The 15,143-nt window shown below is 66.0% G+C and carries 14 protein-coding genes; 11 read left to right on the top strand and 3 right to left on the bottom strand.

The genetic code is table 11. The features are described from left to right. Window positions 1-208: 208 nt before the first annotated feature. The 3 genes from groL to AC1AZA_RS00745 form a co-directional block, all read right to left on the bottom strand. Window positions 209-1,825 carry a chaperonin GroEL gene (gene groL / locus AC1AZA_RS00755; RefSeq protein WP_476512842.1) on the bottom strand — a complete coding sequence of 539 codons (1,617 nt, stop codon included), beginning with the start codon at window positions 1,823-1,825 and terminating at the stop codon, window positions 209-211. 274 nt (window positions 1,826-2,099) lie between these two features. Beyond that, window positions 2,100-2,306 (bottom strand): cold-shock protein, encoded by a 207-nt coding sequence (locus AC1AZA_RS00750; protein ID WP_476512841.1) that lies wholly within the window; start codon window positions 2,304-2,306, stop codon window positions 2,100-2,102. Window positions 2,307-2,443: 137 nt separating this feature from the next. Continuing rightward, window positions 2,444-3,103 carry a LytR C-terminal domain-containing protein gene (locus AC1AZA_RS00745; RefSeq protein WP_476512840.1) on the bottom strand — a complete coding sequence of 220 codons (660 nt, stop codon included), beginning with the start codon at window positions 3,101-3,103 and terminating at the stop codon, window positions 2,444-2,446. A 100-nt stretch (window positions 3,104-3,203) separates the two neighbouring features. Here AC1AZA_RS00745 and AC1AZA_RS00740 point away from each other — a divergent pair, with 100 nt between their 5' ends. The 11 genes from AC1AZA_RS00740 (at window position 3,204) to AC1AZA_RS00690 (ending at window position 15,091) form a co-directional block, all read left to right on the top strand. After that, the gene (locus AC1AZA_RS00740) at window positions 3,204-3,899 is read left to right on the top strand and encodes a uracil-DNA glycosylase (RefSeq protein WP_476512839.1); all 696 of its coding nucleotides are present in this window, start codon (window positions 3,204-3,206) and stop codon (window positions 3,897-3,899) included. Between the two features lie 40 nt (window positions 3,900-3,939). After that, window positions 3,940-5,019 carry an AAA family ATPase gene (locus AC1AZA_RS00735; RefSeq protein WP_476512838.1) on the top strand — a complete coding sequence of 360 codons (1,080 nt, stop codon included), beginning with the start codon at window positions 3,940-3,942 and terminating at the stop codon, window positions 5,017-5,019. Then, window positions 5,016-5,942 (top strand): DUF58 domain-containing protein, encoded by a 927-nt coding sequence (locus AC1AZA_RS00730; RefSeq protein WP_476512837.1) that lies wholly within the window; start codon window positions 5,016-5,018, stop codon window positions 5,940-5,942. Before AC1AZA_RS00735 ends, AC1AZA_RS00730 begins: the two co-directional genes overlap by 4 nt. Next, window positions 5,939-6,484 carry a hypothetical protein gene (locus AC1AZA_RS00725; protein ID WP_476512836.1) on the top strand — a complete coding sequence of 182 codons (546 nt, stop codon included), beginning with the start codon at window positions 5,939-5,941 and terminating at the stop codon, window positions 6,482-6,484. The genes AC1AZA_RS00730 and AC1AZA_RS00725 overlap by 4 nt, the downstream gene beginning before the upstream one ends. An 11-nt stretch (window positions 6,485-6,495) precedes the next feature. Beyond that, complete coding sequence (locus tag AC1AZA_RS00720) at window positions 6,496-7,593, top strand: vWA domain-containing protein (protein ID WP_476512835.1); 1,098 nt, start codon at window positions 6,496-6,498, stop codon at window positions 7,591-7,593. Continuing rightward, window positions 7,590-8,612 carry a vWA domain-containing protein gene (locus AC1AZA_RS00715; RefSeq protein WP_476512834.1) on the top strand — a complete coding sequence of 341 codons (1,023 nt, stop codon included), beginning with the start codon at window positions 7,590-7,592 and terminating at the stop codon, window positions 8,610-8,612. The genes AC1AZA_RS00720 and AC1AZA_RS00715 overlap by 4 nt, the downstream gene beginning before the upstream one ends. Next, window positions 8,609-9,145 carry a DUF6466 family protein gene (locus AC1AZA_RS00710; RefSeq protein WP_476512833.1) on the top strand — a complete coding sequence of 179 codons (537 nt, stop codon included), beginning with the start codon at window positions 8,609-8,611 and terminating at the stop codon, window positions 9,143-9,145. The genes AC1AZA_RS00715 and AC1AZA_RS00710 overlap by 4 nt, the downstream gene beginning before the upstream one ends. A gap of 87 nt (window positions 9,146-9,232) precedes the next feature. Beyond that, window positions 9,233-9,487, top strand: coding sequence for a hypothetical protein (locus tag AC1AZA_RS00705; RefSeq protein ID WP_476512832.1), 255 nt, complete (start codon window positions 9,233-9,235; stop codon window positions 9,485-9,487). A 3-nt stretch (window positions 9,488-9,490) separates the two neighbouring features. Beyond that, window positions 9,491-11,155 carry an esterase/lipase family protein gene (locus AC1AZA_RS00700; RefSeq protein WP_476512831.1) on the top strand — a complete coding sequence of 555 codons (1,665 nt, stop codon included), beginning with the start codon at window positions 9,491-9,493 and terminating at the stop codon, window positions 11,153-11,155. Between the two features lie 10 nt (window positions 11,156-11,165). Beyond that, on the top strand, window positions 11,166-12,611 hold the full coding sequence (gene purB, locus AC1AZA_RS00695; RefSeq protein WP_476512830.1) for an adenylosuccinate lyase: 1,446 nt from the start codon (window positions 11,166-11,168) through the stop codon (window positions 12,609-12,611). Between the two features lie 29 nt (window positions 12,612-12,640). Next, entirely contained in the window at window positions 12,641-15,091 is a 2,451-nt protein-coding gene (locus AC1AZA_RS00690) for a lysylphosphatidylglycerol synthase transmembrane domain-containing protein (RefSeq protein ID WP_476512829.1), read from the top strand. The last annotated feature ends 52 nt before the right edge of the window (window positions 15,092-15,143 follow it).

Below are 15,143 nucleotides of genomic sequence, written 5' to 3'. Positions count from 1 at the left end.
CCCCGCCATGTCCTCCTCACCGCGCTGACGCCTGCCGTTGCACCCGCCGCAGAGGCGGTTCCCCTCCGCGCGCTCCCGAGATATCCCCGGAGACGCAAACGAGGGGTTCCCGCCGCAATATATCGGCGGAAACCCCTCGATCATTCATTCAGTCACGTACACCGGCGTGGCCGTCGGCGCGCGTGACATTGCACTGATCCTCTAGGGATCAGTAGCCCATGTCGGCACCCTGAGCCGGAGCGGCGGTCTTCGGTTCCGGCTTGTTGGCCACCACGGCCTCGGTCGTCAGGAACAGACCGGCGATGGAGGCGGCATTCTGCAGGGCGGAACGGGTCACCTTGACCGGGTCGGTGACGCCGGCGGCGAGCAGGTCCTCGTAGGTGTTGGTCGCGGCGTTGAGGCCCTGACCGTCGGGCAGGGAACGAACCTTGTCGATGACCACGTCACCGGACAGGCCGGCGTTCTCGGCGATCTGCTTGATCGGGGCTTCGATGGCGCGGAAGACGATGGCGGCACCGGTGGCCTCGTCGCCTTCGAGCTTGACGTCGCCCTTGGCCTTCGCGGCAGCCTGAATCAGGGCCACGCCGCCGCCGGGCAGCAGGCCTTCCTCAATGGCGGCCTTGGCGTTGCGCACGGCATCCTCAATGCGGTGCTTGCGCTCCTTGGCCTCGACTTCGGTGGCGGCACCGACCTTGATCACCGCAACGCCGCCGGCCAGCTTGGCCAGACGCTCCTGCAGCTTCTCGCGGTCGTAGTCGGAATCGGTGTTCTCGATCTCGGCACGGATCTGGGCCACGCGGGCGTCGATGTCCTCCTTGGAGCCGGCACCCTGCACGATGGTGGTCTCATCCTTGGAGACGATGACCTTCTTGGCGTGGCCGAGCACGGAGACGTCGATGGAGTCGAGCTTGAGGCCCAGCTCGTCGGACACCACCTGGGCGCCGGTGAGGATGGCCATATCCTGCAGCATGGCCTTGCGGCGGTCGCCGAAGCCCGGAGCCTTGACGGCGCAGGACTTGAAGGTGCCGCGGATGTTGTTGAGGATCAGGGTCGGCAGCGCCTCGCCGTCGACGTCCTCGGCGATGATCAGCAGCGGCTTGCCGGTCTTCATGACCAGCTCGGCGATGTGGACCACGTCCTGCTGGCTGGAGACCTTGCCGGAGGTCAGGAGGATGTACGGATCCTCGAGCACGGCGGTCTGGTCGTCCTGATTGGTGACGAAGTACGGAGCGATGTAGCCCTTGTCGAAGCGCATGCCCTCGGTGAACTCGAGGTCCAGACCGAAGCGGTTGTTGTCCTCGACGGTCACGACGCCGTCCTGGCCGACCTTGTCCAAGGCCTCGGCGATCTTCTCGCCGACTTCCGGATCAGCGGCGGAGATGGTCGCGGTGGCGGCGATCTGGTCCTTGGTCTCCACATCCTTGGCGGCGGCGACGAGCTCCTTGACGATGGCGTCGGAGGCCTTCTCGATGCCGCGGCGCAGCGCGATCGGGTTGGAGCCGGCGGTCACGTTCTTCAGGCCTTCGTGCACGAGGGACTGGGCCAGCACGGTAGCAGTGGTGGTGCCGTCGCCGGCGACGTCGTCGGTCTTCTTGGCGACTTCCTTGACCAGCTCGGCGCCGATGCGCTCGTACGGATCCTCAAGGTCGATTTCCTTGGCGATGGACACGCCATCGTTGGTGATGGTCGGCGCGCCGTAGGTCTTGTCCAGCACGACGTTGCGACCCTTCGGGCCCAGCGTGACCTTGACGGTGTCGGCAAGCTTGTCGAGACCAGCGAGCATTCCCTGGCGAGCTTCGTCGTCGTATGCAATGATCTTTGCCATCTGTTTTCCTCCAACATGGCTGTTGAGTGTGGTTCCACGTCGGGGGTCCGGAGCGATGCGCCCGGCCGTCAGCTGCCGTTCGTTATCACTCTCGCTCCCCGAGTGCTAACTGCGAGATTAGCACTCTCGACCGTCGAGTGCCAACACGGCGGCGCGCGAATACGCCCATAGCCAACATTCCGAGGCCTGCGAGCCGTTGCATATACGAAACAAGGCTCCCGAAGGAGCCTTGTTCGGCGTTGTCCGCCGCTCGGAGTTCCGTCTCCGCCCGATCTCAATCGAGCTTGGAGACATCCTTGGCCTGCATGCCCTTGGGGCTGCGCTCGGCCTCGTAGCGGACCTTGTCGCCCTGCTCGAGGGTGCGGAACCCATCGGACTGGATGGCGGAATAGTGGACGAACACGTCGTCCCCGCCGTCGTCCGGAGTAATGAACCCGTACCCCTTCGCCGAGCTGAAGAATTTCACGGTACCCTGTGCCATATCGACTTCCTTCGTGGCGCCAAGCCTTCGCTCCACGGGCACAAACGCGTGCCCGCGCCCCCTCGGCGCTCCCACCATTGTAGGACGGGAGCGCAGGGAAACGCCGATGCGACCGGCACTTGGGATCGTTCGCTACTTCACTTCATGAGCACGGCGACGACGGGCGCGGACACGGACGGCGACTGCGCCACGACGTCAATGCCGAGCCGCTGCGCCACGTCCTCCGCGGTCGCCTTGTCCGCTTCGTTCTGGTACCAGACGGTGGAGGCGTCCGGCAGCATGGAGCGGTTCGTCGGGTTGGCGGCGCTGGCGTTGGAGTAGCCGGCGCTTTTGAGCTTGGCGGCGTTCTGGGCGCCGTAGCCGTTGCGTCCCACGCCGTTGATGACCACGACCTTGCTGGACTTGTTCACCGTGGAAGCGGCAGAGGACGCCGCAGCCGGAGAGGACGCCGCCGAGGACGTCGCCGGGGACGAAGGAGTCGCCGCGGAAGCGCTCTGGGACGCAGAAGCAGAAGCGGACGCCGTCGCCTGGGCATCGCCCGACTGCGAGGCGGCCGGTTCGCTCGTGGAGACGGCCCCGCCGGCCACGGAGGCGGACGTGGACTGCGAGGCCGCAGGCGTGCCGCGCAACGCATTGCCGGTCAGCGCCCAGACGGCCAGACCGCATACCGCGGCCACCAGCAGCACGATGAGGTACGGGGCCAGACGCGCACCGAGCGAACGCGGACCGCGATGCACACCCACCGGACCGGCGGGCGGATTGTCGAATTCATCGGGCGTGTATGACTCTTGGGACATGCTCTCCTCCATTCACAGCTATGGGCCAGTCTAGCCGGTGCGCTGCCCCGAGGTCCACTGTGTTTCCCGACGGTTCGCATGACGGGCTACAGTGGGGCGCATGATCAAACCCCTGAGCGAACTCGTGGACCCGGGCTGGGCCAAGGCACTGGCCGGCGTGGAGCCGGACATCCACCGGATGGGCGACTTCCTGCGCGGCGAACTGCGCGCCGGCCGCCCGTACCTGCCGGCGAGCCACGACATTCTGCGCGCCTTCACCATACCCTTCGACTCCATCAAGGTGCTCATCGTGGGCCAGGACCCTTACCCCACGCCGGGCAACCCCGTGGGCCTGAGCTTCTGCGTGGCTCCGGACGTGCGACTGCCGGCGAGTCTGGTGAACATCTACAAGGAGCTCACGGACGATCTGGGCGTGCCGATGCCGCCGAACGGCGATCTGACGCCGTGGACGCACCGCGGCGTCATGCTCCTCAACCGATGTCTGACGGTTGGCGTGGGCCAGCCGAACAGCCATGCGGGCAAGGGATGGGAGACGATCACCGACGAGGCGATCCGCCAGCTCAACGCGCGCACGGACGCCGACGGCAACCCGAAGCCGCTGGTGGCGATCCTGTGGGGCAAGAAGGCGCAGACGCTCGAGCCGCTGCTCACCCACGCGGCACTCATCGAATCCGCGCACCCGAGCCCCATGTCCGCACGCTACGGGTTCTTCGGCTCCAAGCCGTTCTCGCGGGCCAACGAGGCCCTGAAGGCCATGGGCGCCGAACCGGTCGACTGGGATCTCACCCATCGCTGAATCGCGCCCGCGGTCAGCTTGCATGGCTACAGTGGTCCGCATGGCTTTATTCCCGAATGGTCCACTGTCCGCTCCCCTTCCGCCCGCTCCGGCCGTCCCCGCGCCGGCGCCCGCCGCCCAAGGCGCACTGCTCACCGCGCAGGACGCACAGCATGCCCGGCAACTGGCGGACCGCGTTCGCACCCGTTTCTCCAGCACGCTCATCGGCCAGGAGAAGCTGCGTGAATCGCTGATCGTCACCATGGTCGCGGGCGGTCACATCCTCATCGAATCGGTGCCGGGGCTGGCCAAGACGACGGCGGCCCAGACGCTGGCCACGTCGGTGTCCGGCACGTTCAAGCGCGTGCAGTGCACGCCGGACCTCATGCCCTCGGATCTTGTGGGCACGCAGGTTTTCGACTTCGCCTCGCAACAGTTCGCCACGCAGATCGGCCCGATCCACGCCAACTTCGTGCTGCTCGACGAGATCAACCGCTCCAACGCGAAGACCCAGTCCGCCATGCTCGAAGCCATGGCGGAGGGTGCCACCACGATCGGCGGCGAACGCATCGCGCTGCCCAAACCGTTCATGGTGATCGCCACGCAGAATCCCATCGAGGAGGAGGGCACGTACAACCTGCCCGAGGCGCAGATGGACCGTTTCACCATGAAGGCCGTCATGACGTATCCGACGGAGGCCGAGGAGACTGACATGCTCAGGCTGCTCACGCGGCGTGGGTCGGACATGCCGGACTTCGCCGCCCCCGATCAGGACCGCATCTCCGTGCACGACGTGGAGTTCCTGCGCGCGGCAGCCCGGCGCGTCCACGTTTCGGACGCGATCATGGGCTATGCGGTGGATCTGGCCGCCACGACGCGCGGCGCGGGATCGCATCCCATTCAGGGGCTCGCCGCCTCGGTGCGGCTCGGTGCCAGCCCTCGCGCATCGATCGCACTGACGCGCATCGGCCAGGCGAACGCACTGCTCGCCGGCCGCGACTATGTAGTGCCCGAGGATCTCAAGTTCTGGGCGCACGAAGTGCTGCGCCACAGGGTGATCCTGACCTTCGAGGCGCTGGCGGACGGCGTGACCAGTGATCAGGTCATCGACGACGTGGTCAAGGCGGTTCCCGTTCCATGATCGGCGCGAAGCCTGACGATCCGGTCCGCAGGAAGATCGAGGCGCTGGGCCGCAAACTCACGCTGCCGACCGTCTCACGGGCACTCGGCGTGCTGGAGGGCGAGCATGCCTCGCAGCGCTCCGGCGGCGGCGACGATTTCATGGACGTCCGCGTGTACATGCCCGGCGACGAGGCGCGGCTCATCGACTGGAAGACCAGCGCGCGGTCGGGCCGCCCGATGATCGTGGACAAGGAGCGGCGAGCCACAAGCCGCGTGTGGATGCTCATGGACGTGGGCCGCGAGATGACGGGCGGCTGCCTGAGCGGCGAGCAGGCCTGGCAGGTGGCGGCGAACGCCTTGCGCATGTTCGCGGCGCTGTCGCTGCGCCGTTCCGACGACATCTCTCTGGTGTTCGGCGATGCGGCATCCATTACGCGCGTGCCGTTCAACGGCGGTTTCGCGCGGTTCGAGCACGTACTGGACAAGGCGTTGGAGCGCCGGTGGGACCACCCGCGGCATATGGATGCGCTGCTGGAGTATGCGCGGCGGATCAAGGACCGGTCGGCGCTGCTGGTGATCGCCACGGACGAGACCGCGTTGGCGGATCGGCATATTGAGGCGATCCGCATGCTCGCGCAGAGCCATCCGCTCGTGGTGGTGGACGTGGCCACGCTCAACCCGTTCGCGGCGCGCCGGTCCGGCCTTCGGGTGGTCGACGCGCCGAGCGGCCGTTCTCTGCCGGCGTTCCTGGCCGCCGCCGCAAGCGAACGGGAGGTCCAGACGCACCGCGAGTATGTTGCCGCCGCGTTGAGACGGGAGCTGACGCGTTGCGGTGCGACGATGATCCGTTCCGATTCGAGCGAAGGCATGTTCGCCGCGTTCGTGCGGCTCGTCTCGTCGTCGTCCCCGGCGGTGGGCGCATACGGAAGGACGAACCGATGATCGATGCTTTTCGGACGGCACCCGGCGCTCTGGCGCTGAACGTATCGTCCCTGTCCCCCCTGGCACCGATGGGCGTACCCGTATGGCTGATCGCGGTATGCGCGGCTTGCGCGGGGCTGTGCCTGATCGCCGTGGTGGTTGCGGCATTGCCTTCCCGGCCGAGGCGCAGAGCCGATCCGGTCCGCGGTGCGCACATGACGGCGAGCGACGCGAATCGGTGGCACCGGCGCGTGGACCGCATCGTCAAACGATACGATGCCGGCGAGATCGGACGAGAGAAGGCTTTCGCACAACTGGCGGCCCTGGTGCGTGAGTTCGCTTCGACGGCTACCGGCACCGATATGAGCACGCACACGCTGGCGGACTTCGGCCGCATGCCTCGCACGGACCGCAACCGTGAAGGCGTAGATCTGTTGCGGCAGACCGTGGCCGCACTGTACCCGCCGGAATTCGCGGATGAGCTGTCCAACGCGCAGGCGCGTGCGGTCACGGTGGCTCAGGGTGCCGGATGGGTGTCGAATCTCGTGGATAGGTGGCGTTGATGGAATCGGGAATGGGCGCACTGCAGTGGCGTTGGCCATGGGTGATGCTCGCTGCCGTGGCGATCGTGGCGATCGTACTCGCGGCGGTGTATGCCGTATGCGTGCGGCGCGAGCGGCGGGAACGTCATGCGCAGAAGCTCGCGTCAGGCGGCGCTGCGGTGAAGGTATGGAGTCTGGATGAGGATCTGGGCGGGGAATTCGCCTCGCTGATGCTGCGCCGTTGGAGGCTGTTCGGCCGCATCGGAACCGGCTTGCTCGCGTTGATGCTGGCCGTGGCGATCGTGCTGGCGGGCCGGCCGGCCACGGTGGATGCGAGTGCCGAGCGCAGCGCCTCGAGGGACATCGTGCTGTGTCTGGACGTTTCCGGTTCCGCACTGCCGTACGACCGCGAGGTCATAGCCTCGTACCTTGCGCTCGTGGACCGGTTCCGCGGCGAGCGCATCGGTCTGAGCATCTTCAATTCCACGTCACGCACGGTGTTTCCCCTGACCGACGACTACGATCTGGTCCGCTCGCAGCTGGGCGAGGCAAGCGACCTGCTGGCGGGCGTGCAGACGCAGGACGACATCAACAAGATGAACGATCAGGACTATCAGAAGGTGTCCGACTGGCTGGCCGGCACGCAGAACCGCAAGCAGTCGACGAGTCTGATCGGCGACGGGCTGGTCAGCTGTGCGGCCATGCTGCCGGGGTTCTCCGCATCCGGCGACGCCTCGGCTGCGCAGGCCTCCGGGCGCAGCGCGTCGATCGTGCTCGCCACGGACAACGTGGTGTCCGGCTCGCCTACGTATACGCTCGCCGAGGCGCTTGATCTCACCCGCGAGGTGGGCATCACCGTGGACGGCCTGTTCTCCGGTCCACAGCAGAGCGAATCCGATGCGGCCACGCAGGAGATGAAGTCGCTCGTCGAATCGCATGGCGGCGTGTTCCTCACCCGGCATGACGGCGATTCGGTGAATGCGCTGGTGCGCGAGATCGAAAGCCGCCGCGCCGCCGAGACCGAACAAAGCGATCAGGCCGGACTGGCGGACGCGCCGGGATGGTTCGTTCTGGCGCTGGCCGTGCTGTTCCTGTGCTATCTGACCGTGGTCTGGAGGCTCAAGCGATGAGCGATTTCACCTTCTCCCCCGCACTCGGCTGGATCGCAGGTCCTTTCGTCGCCGCCGCGCTCGTCATCACCGCGATCGCATACGCGGCGTGGTTCATCCGCCGCCGCGCGGATACGGACGCCACCGATGCCGCATGCGTGCGCCGGGTGCTCATCGCCCTCGTACTGGCCGCGATGGTCATGACGCCGGGCATGCGGGTGACGACCACGAGCCGGGCGGTCAACGCCACGGATGTGTTCATTGCCGTGGACGTGACCGGTTCGATGGCCGTCGAGGATGCCGGCTACGGCAGCGAAACGCCGGTGAGCCGTCTGGATGCGGCGCGGTCCGTGGTCCATGACGTGACGCGCCTGTACCCGGATGCGAGCTATGCGGCGGTGAGCTTCGGCGTGAACGGCAATCTGGACGTGCCCCTGACGCCGGACGGCCGGGCTATCGAGAACTGGGCGGACACGCTGACCACCGAATCCACGGCCGTGTCCTCCGGTTCGAGCCTGGACGCGCCGATCGACCGGCTCTTGGTGGCGGCGAAGGCCGCGAAGGACAAGCATCCGGACGATACGGTGCTGCTGTATCTCATCACCGACGGCGAGCAGACGAGCGGCAAGACGAGACGGACGTTCTCCTCACTGCGCATGTGGGTGGATGACGCCGTGGTAATCGGCGTCGGCTCCGCTCAGGGCGGCAATGTGCCGCTGTCCGCCGATGCAGCGCAGGGGGCGCAGGCAGGCCAGTGGGTGATCGACCCGTCCACCGGGCAGCCCGGCGTCTCGAAGCTGGACGAGGGCAACCTCACCGCCATTGCGGACGAGCTGAGCGGCACCTACGAGCACGTGGACGGCACGCACACGCTGGCATCGGGCGCCTCCGCGAAGACGTCCGGTCAATACCGGCTCACCTCCACGGCCAAGGAACGCACGCGGATAGCGCCAGTCGTCTGGCCGTTGACCTTCGCGCTGCTGGCATTGCTGATCTGGGAGGCCGGCTCATGGCTGGCCGTGTCGAGGAGACTCATATGAGAAGACGGATCATCGCCATCGTGCTGGCCGTGGCGCTGGCGCTGGCCTGCGCATGGACCGGCATCAACGTGCTGGCCGTGCGCTCCTATGACGCTGCCACGGTATCGCTCGCCCGCAATCTGGAGGCTGCGACGAAGGACGACGCCGATCTGGACCGGCTCAGCGCGGCCCAGCAGCAGACCGACGCGCAGTTCGCGGACGCGGGCATGCTGCGCGTAGTGCTGCTGCCGTCCATCGGTGGACCGATCGATGCCAACACGGAGGTTTCACGGCAGCTGACCGCGATGATCGCCGCCGCGTTGGCGGCCCAGAGGGGCGATTCCGAGGACGGCACGGGGCAGAACGGCTCCGGGCAAGGCAACGGGCAGAACGGCCAGCAGCAGAATGAACGGGGGCTGAGCGAGGAACAGCAGCAGAAGGTGGACGAGCTCATTCGTCAGAACCAGCAGCTGCAGGCTGCTTCACCGACGCCGAGCGCCTCCGGCACCACTTCTTCCGCTCCGGGCGAACAATCGACGGCCAAACCGTGGTGATTCGGCGGCATTGCGCCACTCGTCCACATTCGACCACAGACCCCTGCGGATTGGACCCACGCGCGCCCATGGTGTGCGATGGAATGCATGAACACTGCATTTGACCCACAGAACTGCCAATGTCATATGACCGCGCCGACCACCAGAGCCGACGTCGAAAGACTCCTGCGCGAAAGCGAGAAGAGACTCGACGAAGCCCAGACGGTTGCCGACGCCTCACGCGCGCTGCACTGGACCGGAGCTGCATCGGAACACTACCGGGAGACGCTGCGCACGCTGTACTACGATGCCATGCGAGCCAAACTCTCACTCGATGTCGTCCGGAAACTGGCATGGAGGTGAACCGTGAACTGGCAGGTATCGACCAGAGTATATGGCGGGCCGCAAGCCACGGAGGCAGATCTCGACCATTTCACCGCCATAGCGGATTCGCTCGAGAGCATCGCGCAAAGTCTGTCCAACATGGCGTTCGCATGGCGAAGCAACGCCAAGGAATTCGCGTACACCGCCTACTGCATGCCGGGATGCCCGTCCTCGAGAGGGATCATCCAGCCCTGTCACGAAGGCGTGGATTATCCGGCGCTGGAGCGTAACGCCGAGGAACGCGCAGCGGAGTTCACCGCATTATCGGATAGGTTCCGGGATTGCAGCGAGCAGGTCGCCCGCACCTACTCCACCTATTCCGAGGCGGACCACATTGCCACCAGATTCATCAACGAAGGCGTGCAGGCCCTGTATTCGGTTCCCGGCTATTCCATTCCCCTCTGGGCGGGCACAGCGGTCAACGTGCTCGGAGCCATCGTAGGCGGCAGCATCAAGGAGGGGCATGGGGACCTGTCCTGGATGTCCTATTTTACCTCCGAAGCGCAGGAAGGCATACTCAGTGCCGCCGGCGCCCAGCTCGGCGGCAAATTCTGGGAGAGGTTCCCGTTCGGCGGCGCGTTGGCCACCAATGAAGTGAACGAAGGCGCAACGGCGGTCAGCGCATGGACCGCACCGATCGTGAATCTGTTCCAAGGCAACAAGCTCGAAGTCCACCCCGTGGTCCCGAACCGGCCATTCCTCGATGCGCCGCGATCCATCGAAGCGGCGATGAACAACCTGTACCGGCTCGGACGGGAACGGCTTGGCGAGGGCGAAGGCGGCACCGGTCTCGACTACGGCACCATCGCCATCCAGAAATTCAGGAACGCCGACGGTACCGTCAACTGGCTGGTTACGATCCCGGGCACGGACGGGTACTTCAATTCGCCATTCGGCTGGCTGCAGAACGCAGAACTCATGAGTGACGACGAACGAGTACGCATGGAAGCGGACAGCGCCCGCATGGTAGCCGAGGCGATGCGCCAAGCCGGCATCGGCAAGAACGATGCCGTAACCATGATCGGCCATTCGCAGGGCGGCATCGTAGCGGCGGTCCTCGCATCGGATCTCAAGGACCGATACGACATCCGTCATATCGTCACCTGCGGGTCTCCCATTGCAAACCATCCGATTCCCGAACGCACATGGGTGACCAGCGTGGAGGACCGAGACGAACTGGTATCGAATCTGGACGGTGCCCAGAATCCGATGAAGGACACTTGGCTCACGATCCGAGGCACCACCAAGCCGGGTACCTCGGATCCCGGCAATCCGTTCGGTTCCACCACCGTTCCAGAAGCGGGGACCGGCAGAACGCTGACGCACGAGATGCCCTATCTGCAAACGGCATTCCGAAACGCATCGATGCAAGGGTCTTCGGCATTGAACACCCACGAACGGCACTTCGACAATCTGGTATCCGGACAGCTGGAGGAAACGACGTACTATCAGGGCAGGATGCGGCACGATCTCAAAGGAGTAGCGCAAAACGCCAAAGATCTTCAGGATCAGGTGCAGCAGGCCTTACGCGAGCACAAGATCAAAGAGGCGATCGAACCGATCAAGGACCGTGCATTGGACACGGCCAAGAAGACGGTCAAGGACCGGCTCGACGACGCATTGCGCGCGGTTCACGGCAGGAAGTAGGCTGGATGCCATGAATCTTACCGACATCACCCCTGCAATCGCACTGACCCCGCTCGACGGCCGCTACCACAAGGCCACCGCGCCGCTCGTCGAATACCTGAGCGAGCCGGCGCTCAACCGCGAACGTATGCGCGTCGAGGTCGAGTGGATGATCCTGCTGGCCAACGGCTTCGACGGCAACGGCAACCAGCCGATCGTCGAAGGCGTCAAGCCGTTCACCGAGGCGGAGATCGCGTTCCTGCGCGCCATCCCCGAGGACTTCGGCGCCGAGGGCATCGCCCGCCATGCCGCGCACGAGGCCGTCACCCACCATGACGTAAAGGCCGTGGAATACTACATCGACGACCAGATCGACCTCGCCGCCGATCGTCTCGGCGCCGACACGCAACTCAACGACCGCATCAAGACGCTCGTGCACTTCGCCTGCACCTCCGAGGACATCAACAACCTGTCCATCGCCCGCTGTGTGAAGAACGCCATGGAAAAGGTGTGGACGCCCGCGTTCACGGCGATCATCGACCATCTGGCCGGCAAGGCGGAGGAATACCGCAGCATGCCGCTGTTGAGCCTCACCCACGGCCAGCCGGCCACGCCGACCACGCTCGGCAAGGAGCTCGCCGTCTACGTGTACCGTCTGCGCCGCCAGCTCAGGCATCTGGAAGATCAGGAGTATCTGGGCAAGATCAACGGTGCGACCGGCACGTTCGGCGCCCATCTGGCCGCGTGCCCGAACGTGGACTGGATCGCCGTGTCCCGCGAGTTCGTGGAGCATCGCATGGGCCTGACGTGGAACCCGCTGACCACGCAGATCGAAAGCCACGACTGGCAGGCCGAGCTGTACTCGACCGTCTCCCACGCCAACCGCATCATGCATAACCTGTGCGTGGATGTGTGGATGTACATCTCCCGCGGCGTGTTCGCTCAGGTACCGGTCAAGGGCGCCACCGGCTCGTCCACCATGCCGCACAAGGTGAATCCGATCCGCTTCGAGAACGCGGAGGCGAACTTCGAGATCAGTTGCGCGCTGCTCGACACGCTGTCCGCCACGCTGGTCGAATCCCGCTGGCAGCGCGACCTGACCGATTCCACCACGCAGCGCAACATCGGTTCGGCGCTTGGATACAGCCTGCTCGCCCTGCACAATCTGCTCGGCGGACTCGGCTCCATCCATCCGAACGAGCATGCCATCACCGCCGAGCTCGATTCGAACTGGGAAGTGCTCGGCGAGCCGATCCAGACCGCCATGCGCGCCTGCGAACTCAGGGGCCTGCCCGGCATGGACAAGCCGTACGAGAAAGTCAAGGAACTCATGCGCGGTCATCAAATCAGCCAGGAGGACGTCGAGGCGTTCATCGACCGCCAGTCCTTCGATCCCGAGACCGCCGCGCGATTGAAGGCGCTCACGCCGGCCACCTACACCGGGGTCGCGGCCAAGCTCGTCGACTTCGCCCGCTGACGCCGCACAGCCCGGACCACGGCGAACCCATGGATCGACAGTCGGCAGTCAAAATCACGGACACGGCCCCGCGGCGCGTCCGTGATTTCGGCGATCTGGTACGCATGGCGGCCTCGGCGATCGGATGCGCGGCCGTCATGCTCGTCGCCGTGTTCATGCGGGGGCTCGCCGCCGGCGTGGAGATGGATGTGCATTCGGCCAGCGGCCTGGTGGCATGGCTGGGTGACCTGCCCGCGCTGATGATCTCGCAGATGGCCACGTTCGCCGTGGTGTTCAGCGTGCTCATCCAGATCGTCGTGGCACGCGAATGGCGGCAGGCCGTCAGCGCACCGATCGCCCTCGTGGGCGGCTATGCGATCGCGGCCGTCGCTTCGACGCTGATCGGCGCATTCGGTTCGGACACGCTGCTGGCCGGCCTGTGGTCCGTCACCAGCAACCGCGGTCCCCTGCTGCCCGATCTGTACGCCGGCATGGCGGCTTTCCTGACCGCCGCAGGTCCCAAGCGCCTGCGCTCGACGGTCAAATGGGGATGGAACGTCACCTACGCCGTGGCCGTGATTCTGGTGATGCTGAACACCAATTCCCTCTCCGGTGTACTCCTGTCGTTCCTGCTGGGCCGTCTGGTCGGACTCGCCGTGCGACTGGCCGTCGGCACGCAGAATCAGGGAGTCTGGGGCCCCGCCCTTGCGGATGCGCTCGAGGGGCTCGGACTCAAACCCGGCGCACTCGTCAGACGGCAGGATCGCCGGCACGACCCGAACGCATTGACCGCCACGCTGGACGATGATCTGGTCGATTCGACGCGCATTTACGATCTGACGGACGATTCGGGCCGCACCTACGTGGTGTCCGTGCTGGATGCGCAGGCCCACACCTCCGGCTATCTGGCGCAGGTCTGGCAGTGGCTCAAGCTGTCCGGGGCCTCCGTGCGGCGCGACCGGTCGGTGCGCGACAGCGTCCAGCATCATCAGGCGATGCTCCTGTTGCTCGCCAATGCGGGGCTGCCCGCCATGCGACCGTACGCCATCGCGGAGCAATCCGAATCCGCGTTCCTCGTCTTCGACGTCTCGCCCCGTCTCACCCCGCTCATCCGCACCGGCAATGCCGGACATGCCGACGGCTTCGCGATGGACGAGGCATGCATGGAAGCCTACCTGCGTTACCTCGATGCAGCCCACCGCAGGGGCATCACCCACCGCAGCATCACGCCCGCATGCCTTGCGCAGCTGGCCGACGGCACCAACACGCCGGTGATCGCCGGCTGGCAGACCGGCGACGCGGCAAGCTCCGCCGTCAACATCGCCATAGACCGCGTGCAGCTGCTCGCCCTGCTGGCCACGCTCGGCGGCACGGACCTTGCAATCGCGGCAGCGCGAAAGGTCTGGCCGGACGGCAAGCTCGTGGATCTGGTACCGTTCGTCCAGCCTGTGGCGGTTCCCAAAGCCACCCGGTCCCTGCCGCAGTGGCGCAAGCGCATTCTGGACGATCTGCGCGCCGGGCTGCGCGCCCTAGCGGACGAGGAGTCCGCGGAGGCGCTGCCCACGGTGACGCTCAGCCGGTTCTCGGTGCGTTCGTTCGTGGCGACCGCGCTGCTGGTGGTGGCACTGGCGGTGATCGTCACGCAGCTCAATATGGAGCAGGTGATCGAGGCTGTGCGCAATGCCAATCCGTGGATGGCGGCGCTGAGCTTCGCGTTCGGGTGCCTGACCTGGGTGGCATCCGGCATCACGCTCGGCGCGTTCATCGACCGGGAGCGAAGGGACCCCGCAGGCATTTTCATGTCCCAGGCGGCGTCCAGCTTCGCCTCCGTGTCCATGCCCGCCGGCGTGGGTCCGGCGTTCGTGAACCTGCAGTATCTGCGTCGCATCGGTTACCGCGGGCCGCAGGCCACGGCCGTCATGAGCGCGGTGCTGGCCCTGCAGGTGATCGCCACCTGCCTGCTCATCGTGGGCATTGGCGTGTTCACCGGTCGCAACACGTTCTCCGGCATGGTGCCCACGAATACGCTGGTCATCGTCGTCAGCGCCGTGGTGGTGATCGTGGTCGCAGCCATGGCCGTTCCGCGCGTGCGCCGACTGGTCAGGGAACGCGTGCTGCCCGTGGTGGCCGCCTACGCCCGCCAGCTGGCGGACCTGCTCACGCGCCCCCGCCAGCTCGCCGTGGGGGCGATCGGTGCGATCCTGCAGAGCATGTGCTTCGGACTGTCGTTTTGGGCGGCGCTCATGGCCTTCGGGTGGCAATCCAACGTGTTCGAGACCACGTTCGTGTTCCTGCTGGCCAACTCGCTTGGTTCGGCTGTGCCCACGCCGGGCGGTCTGGGTGCCGTGGAGGCGGCACTCATGGGCGGTTTCGCGGCCACGGGCATCCCCTCCGCCGTGGCATTAAGCGCCACACTGCTGTACCGTCTGGTCACCTACTGGCTGCGCATTCCGCTGGGTGCCGCGGCCATGGAGTGGCTGAGCCGACGCAATCTGGTGTAAACGGAGCGCATCCGGCCTCTAAATCCGTGAAAAACCCTTGAAAATGCGGCAT

It is taken from the genome of Bifidobacterium sp. LH_389 (assembly GCF_056357235.1).
Note: the sequence above shows the minus strand (reverse complement) of the source record. Positions and strands in the feature narration are given on the sequence as shown.

Bases quoted from the DNA above. Each gene is read 5' to 3' on its own strand.
- groL (WP_476512842.1), bottom strand. From the start codon at position 1,825: ATGGCAAAGATCATTGCATACGACGACGAAGCTCGCCAGGGAATGCTC.
- AC1AZA_RS00750 (WP_476512841.1), bottom strand. From the start codon at position 2,306: ATGGCACAGGGTACCGTGAAATTCTTCAGCTCGGCGAAGGGGTACGGG.
- AC1AZA_RS00745 (WP_476512840.1), bottom strand. From the start codon at position 3,103: ATGTCCCAAGAGTCATACACGCCCGATGAATTCGACAATCCGCCCGCC.
- AC1AZA_RS00740 (WP_476512839.1), top strand. From the start codon at position 3,204: ATGATCAAACCCCTGAGCGAACTCGTGGACCCGGGCTGGGCCAAGGCA.
- AC1AZA_RS00735 (WP_476512838.1), top strand. From the start codon at position 3,940: ATGGCTTTATTCCCGAATGGTCCACTGTCCGCTCCCCTTCCGCCCGCT.
- AC1AZA_RS00730 (WP_476512837.1), top strand. From the start codon at position 5,016: ATGATCGGCGCGAAGCCTGACGATCCGGTCCGCAGGAAGATCGAGGCG.
- AC1AZA_RS00725 (WP_476512836.1), top strand. From the start codon at position 5,939: ATGATCGATGCTTTTCGGACGGCACCCGGCGCTCTGGCGCTGAACGTA.
- AC1AZA_RS00720 (WP_476512835.1), top strand. From the start codon at position 6,496: ATGGGCGCACTGCAGTGGCGTTGGCCATGGGTGATGCTCGCTGCCGTG.
- AC1AZA_RS00715 (WP_476512834.1), top strand. From the start codon at position 7,590: ATGAGCGATTTCACCTTCTCCCCCGCACTCGGCTGGATCGCAGGTCCT.
- AC1AZA_RS00710 (WP_476512833.1), top strand. From the start codon at position 8,609: ATGAGAAGACGGATCATCGCCATCGTGCTGGCCGTGGCGCTGGCGCTG.
- AC1AZA_RS00705 (WP_476512832.1), top strand. From the start codon at position 9,233: ATGAACACTGCATTTGACCCACAGAACTGCCAATGTCATATGACCGCG.
- purB (WP_476512830.1), top strand. From the start codon at position 11,166: ATGAATCTTACCGACATCACCCCTGCAATCGCACTGACCCCGCTCGAC.
- AC1AZA_RS00690 (WP_476512829.1), top strand. From the start codon at position 12,641: ATGGATCGACAGTCGGCAGTCAAAATCACGGACACGGCCCCGCGGCGC.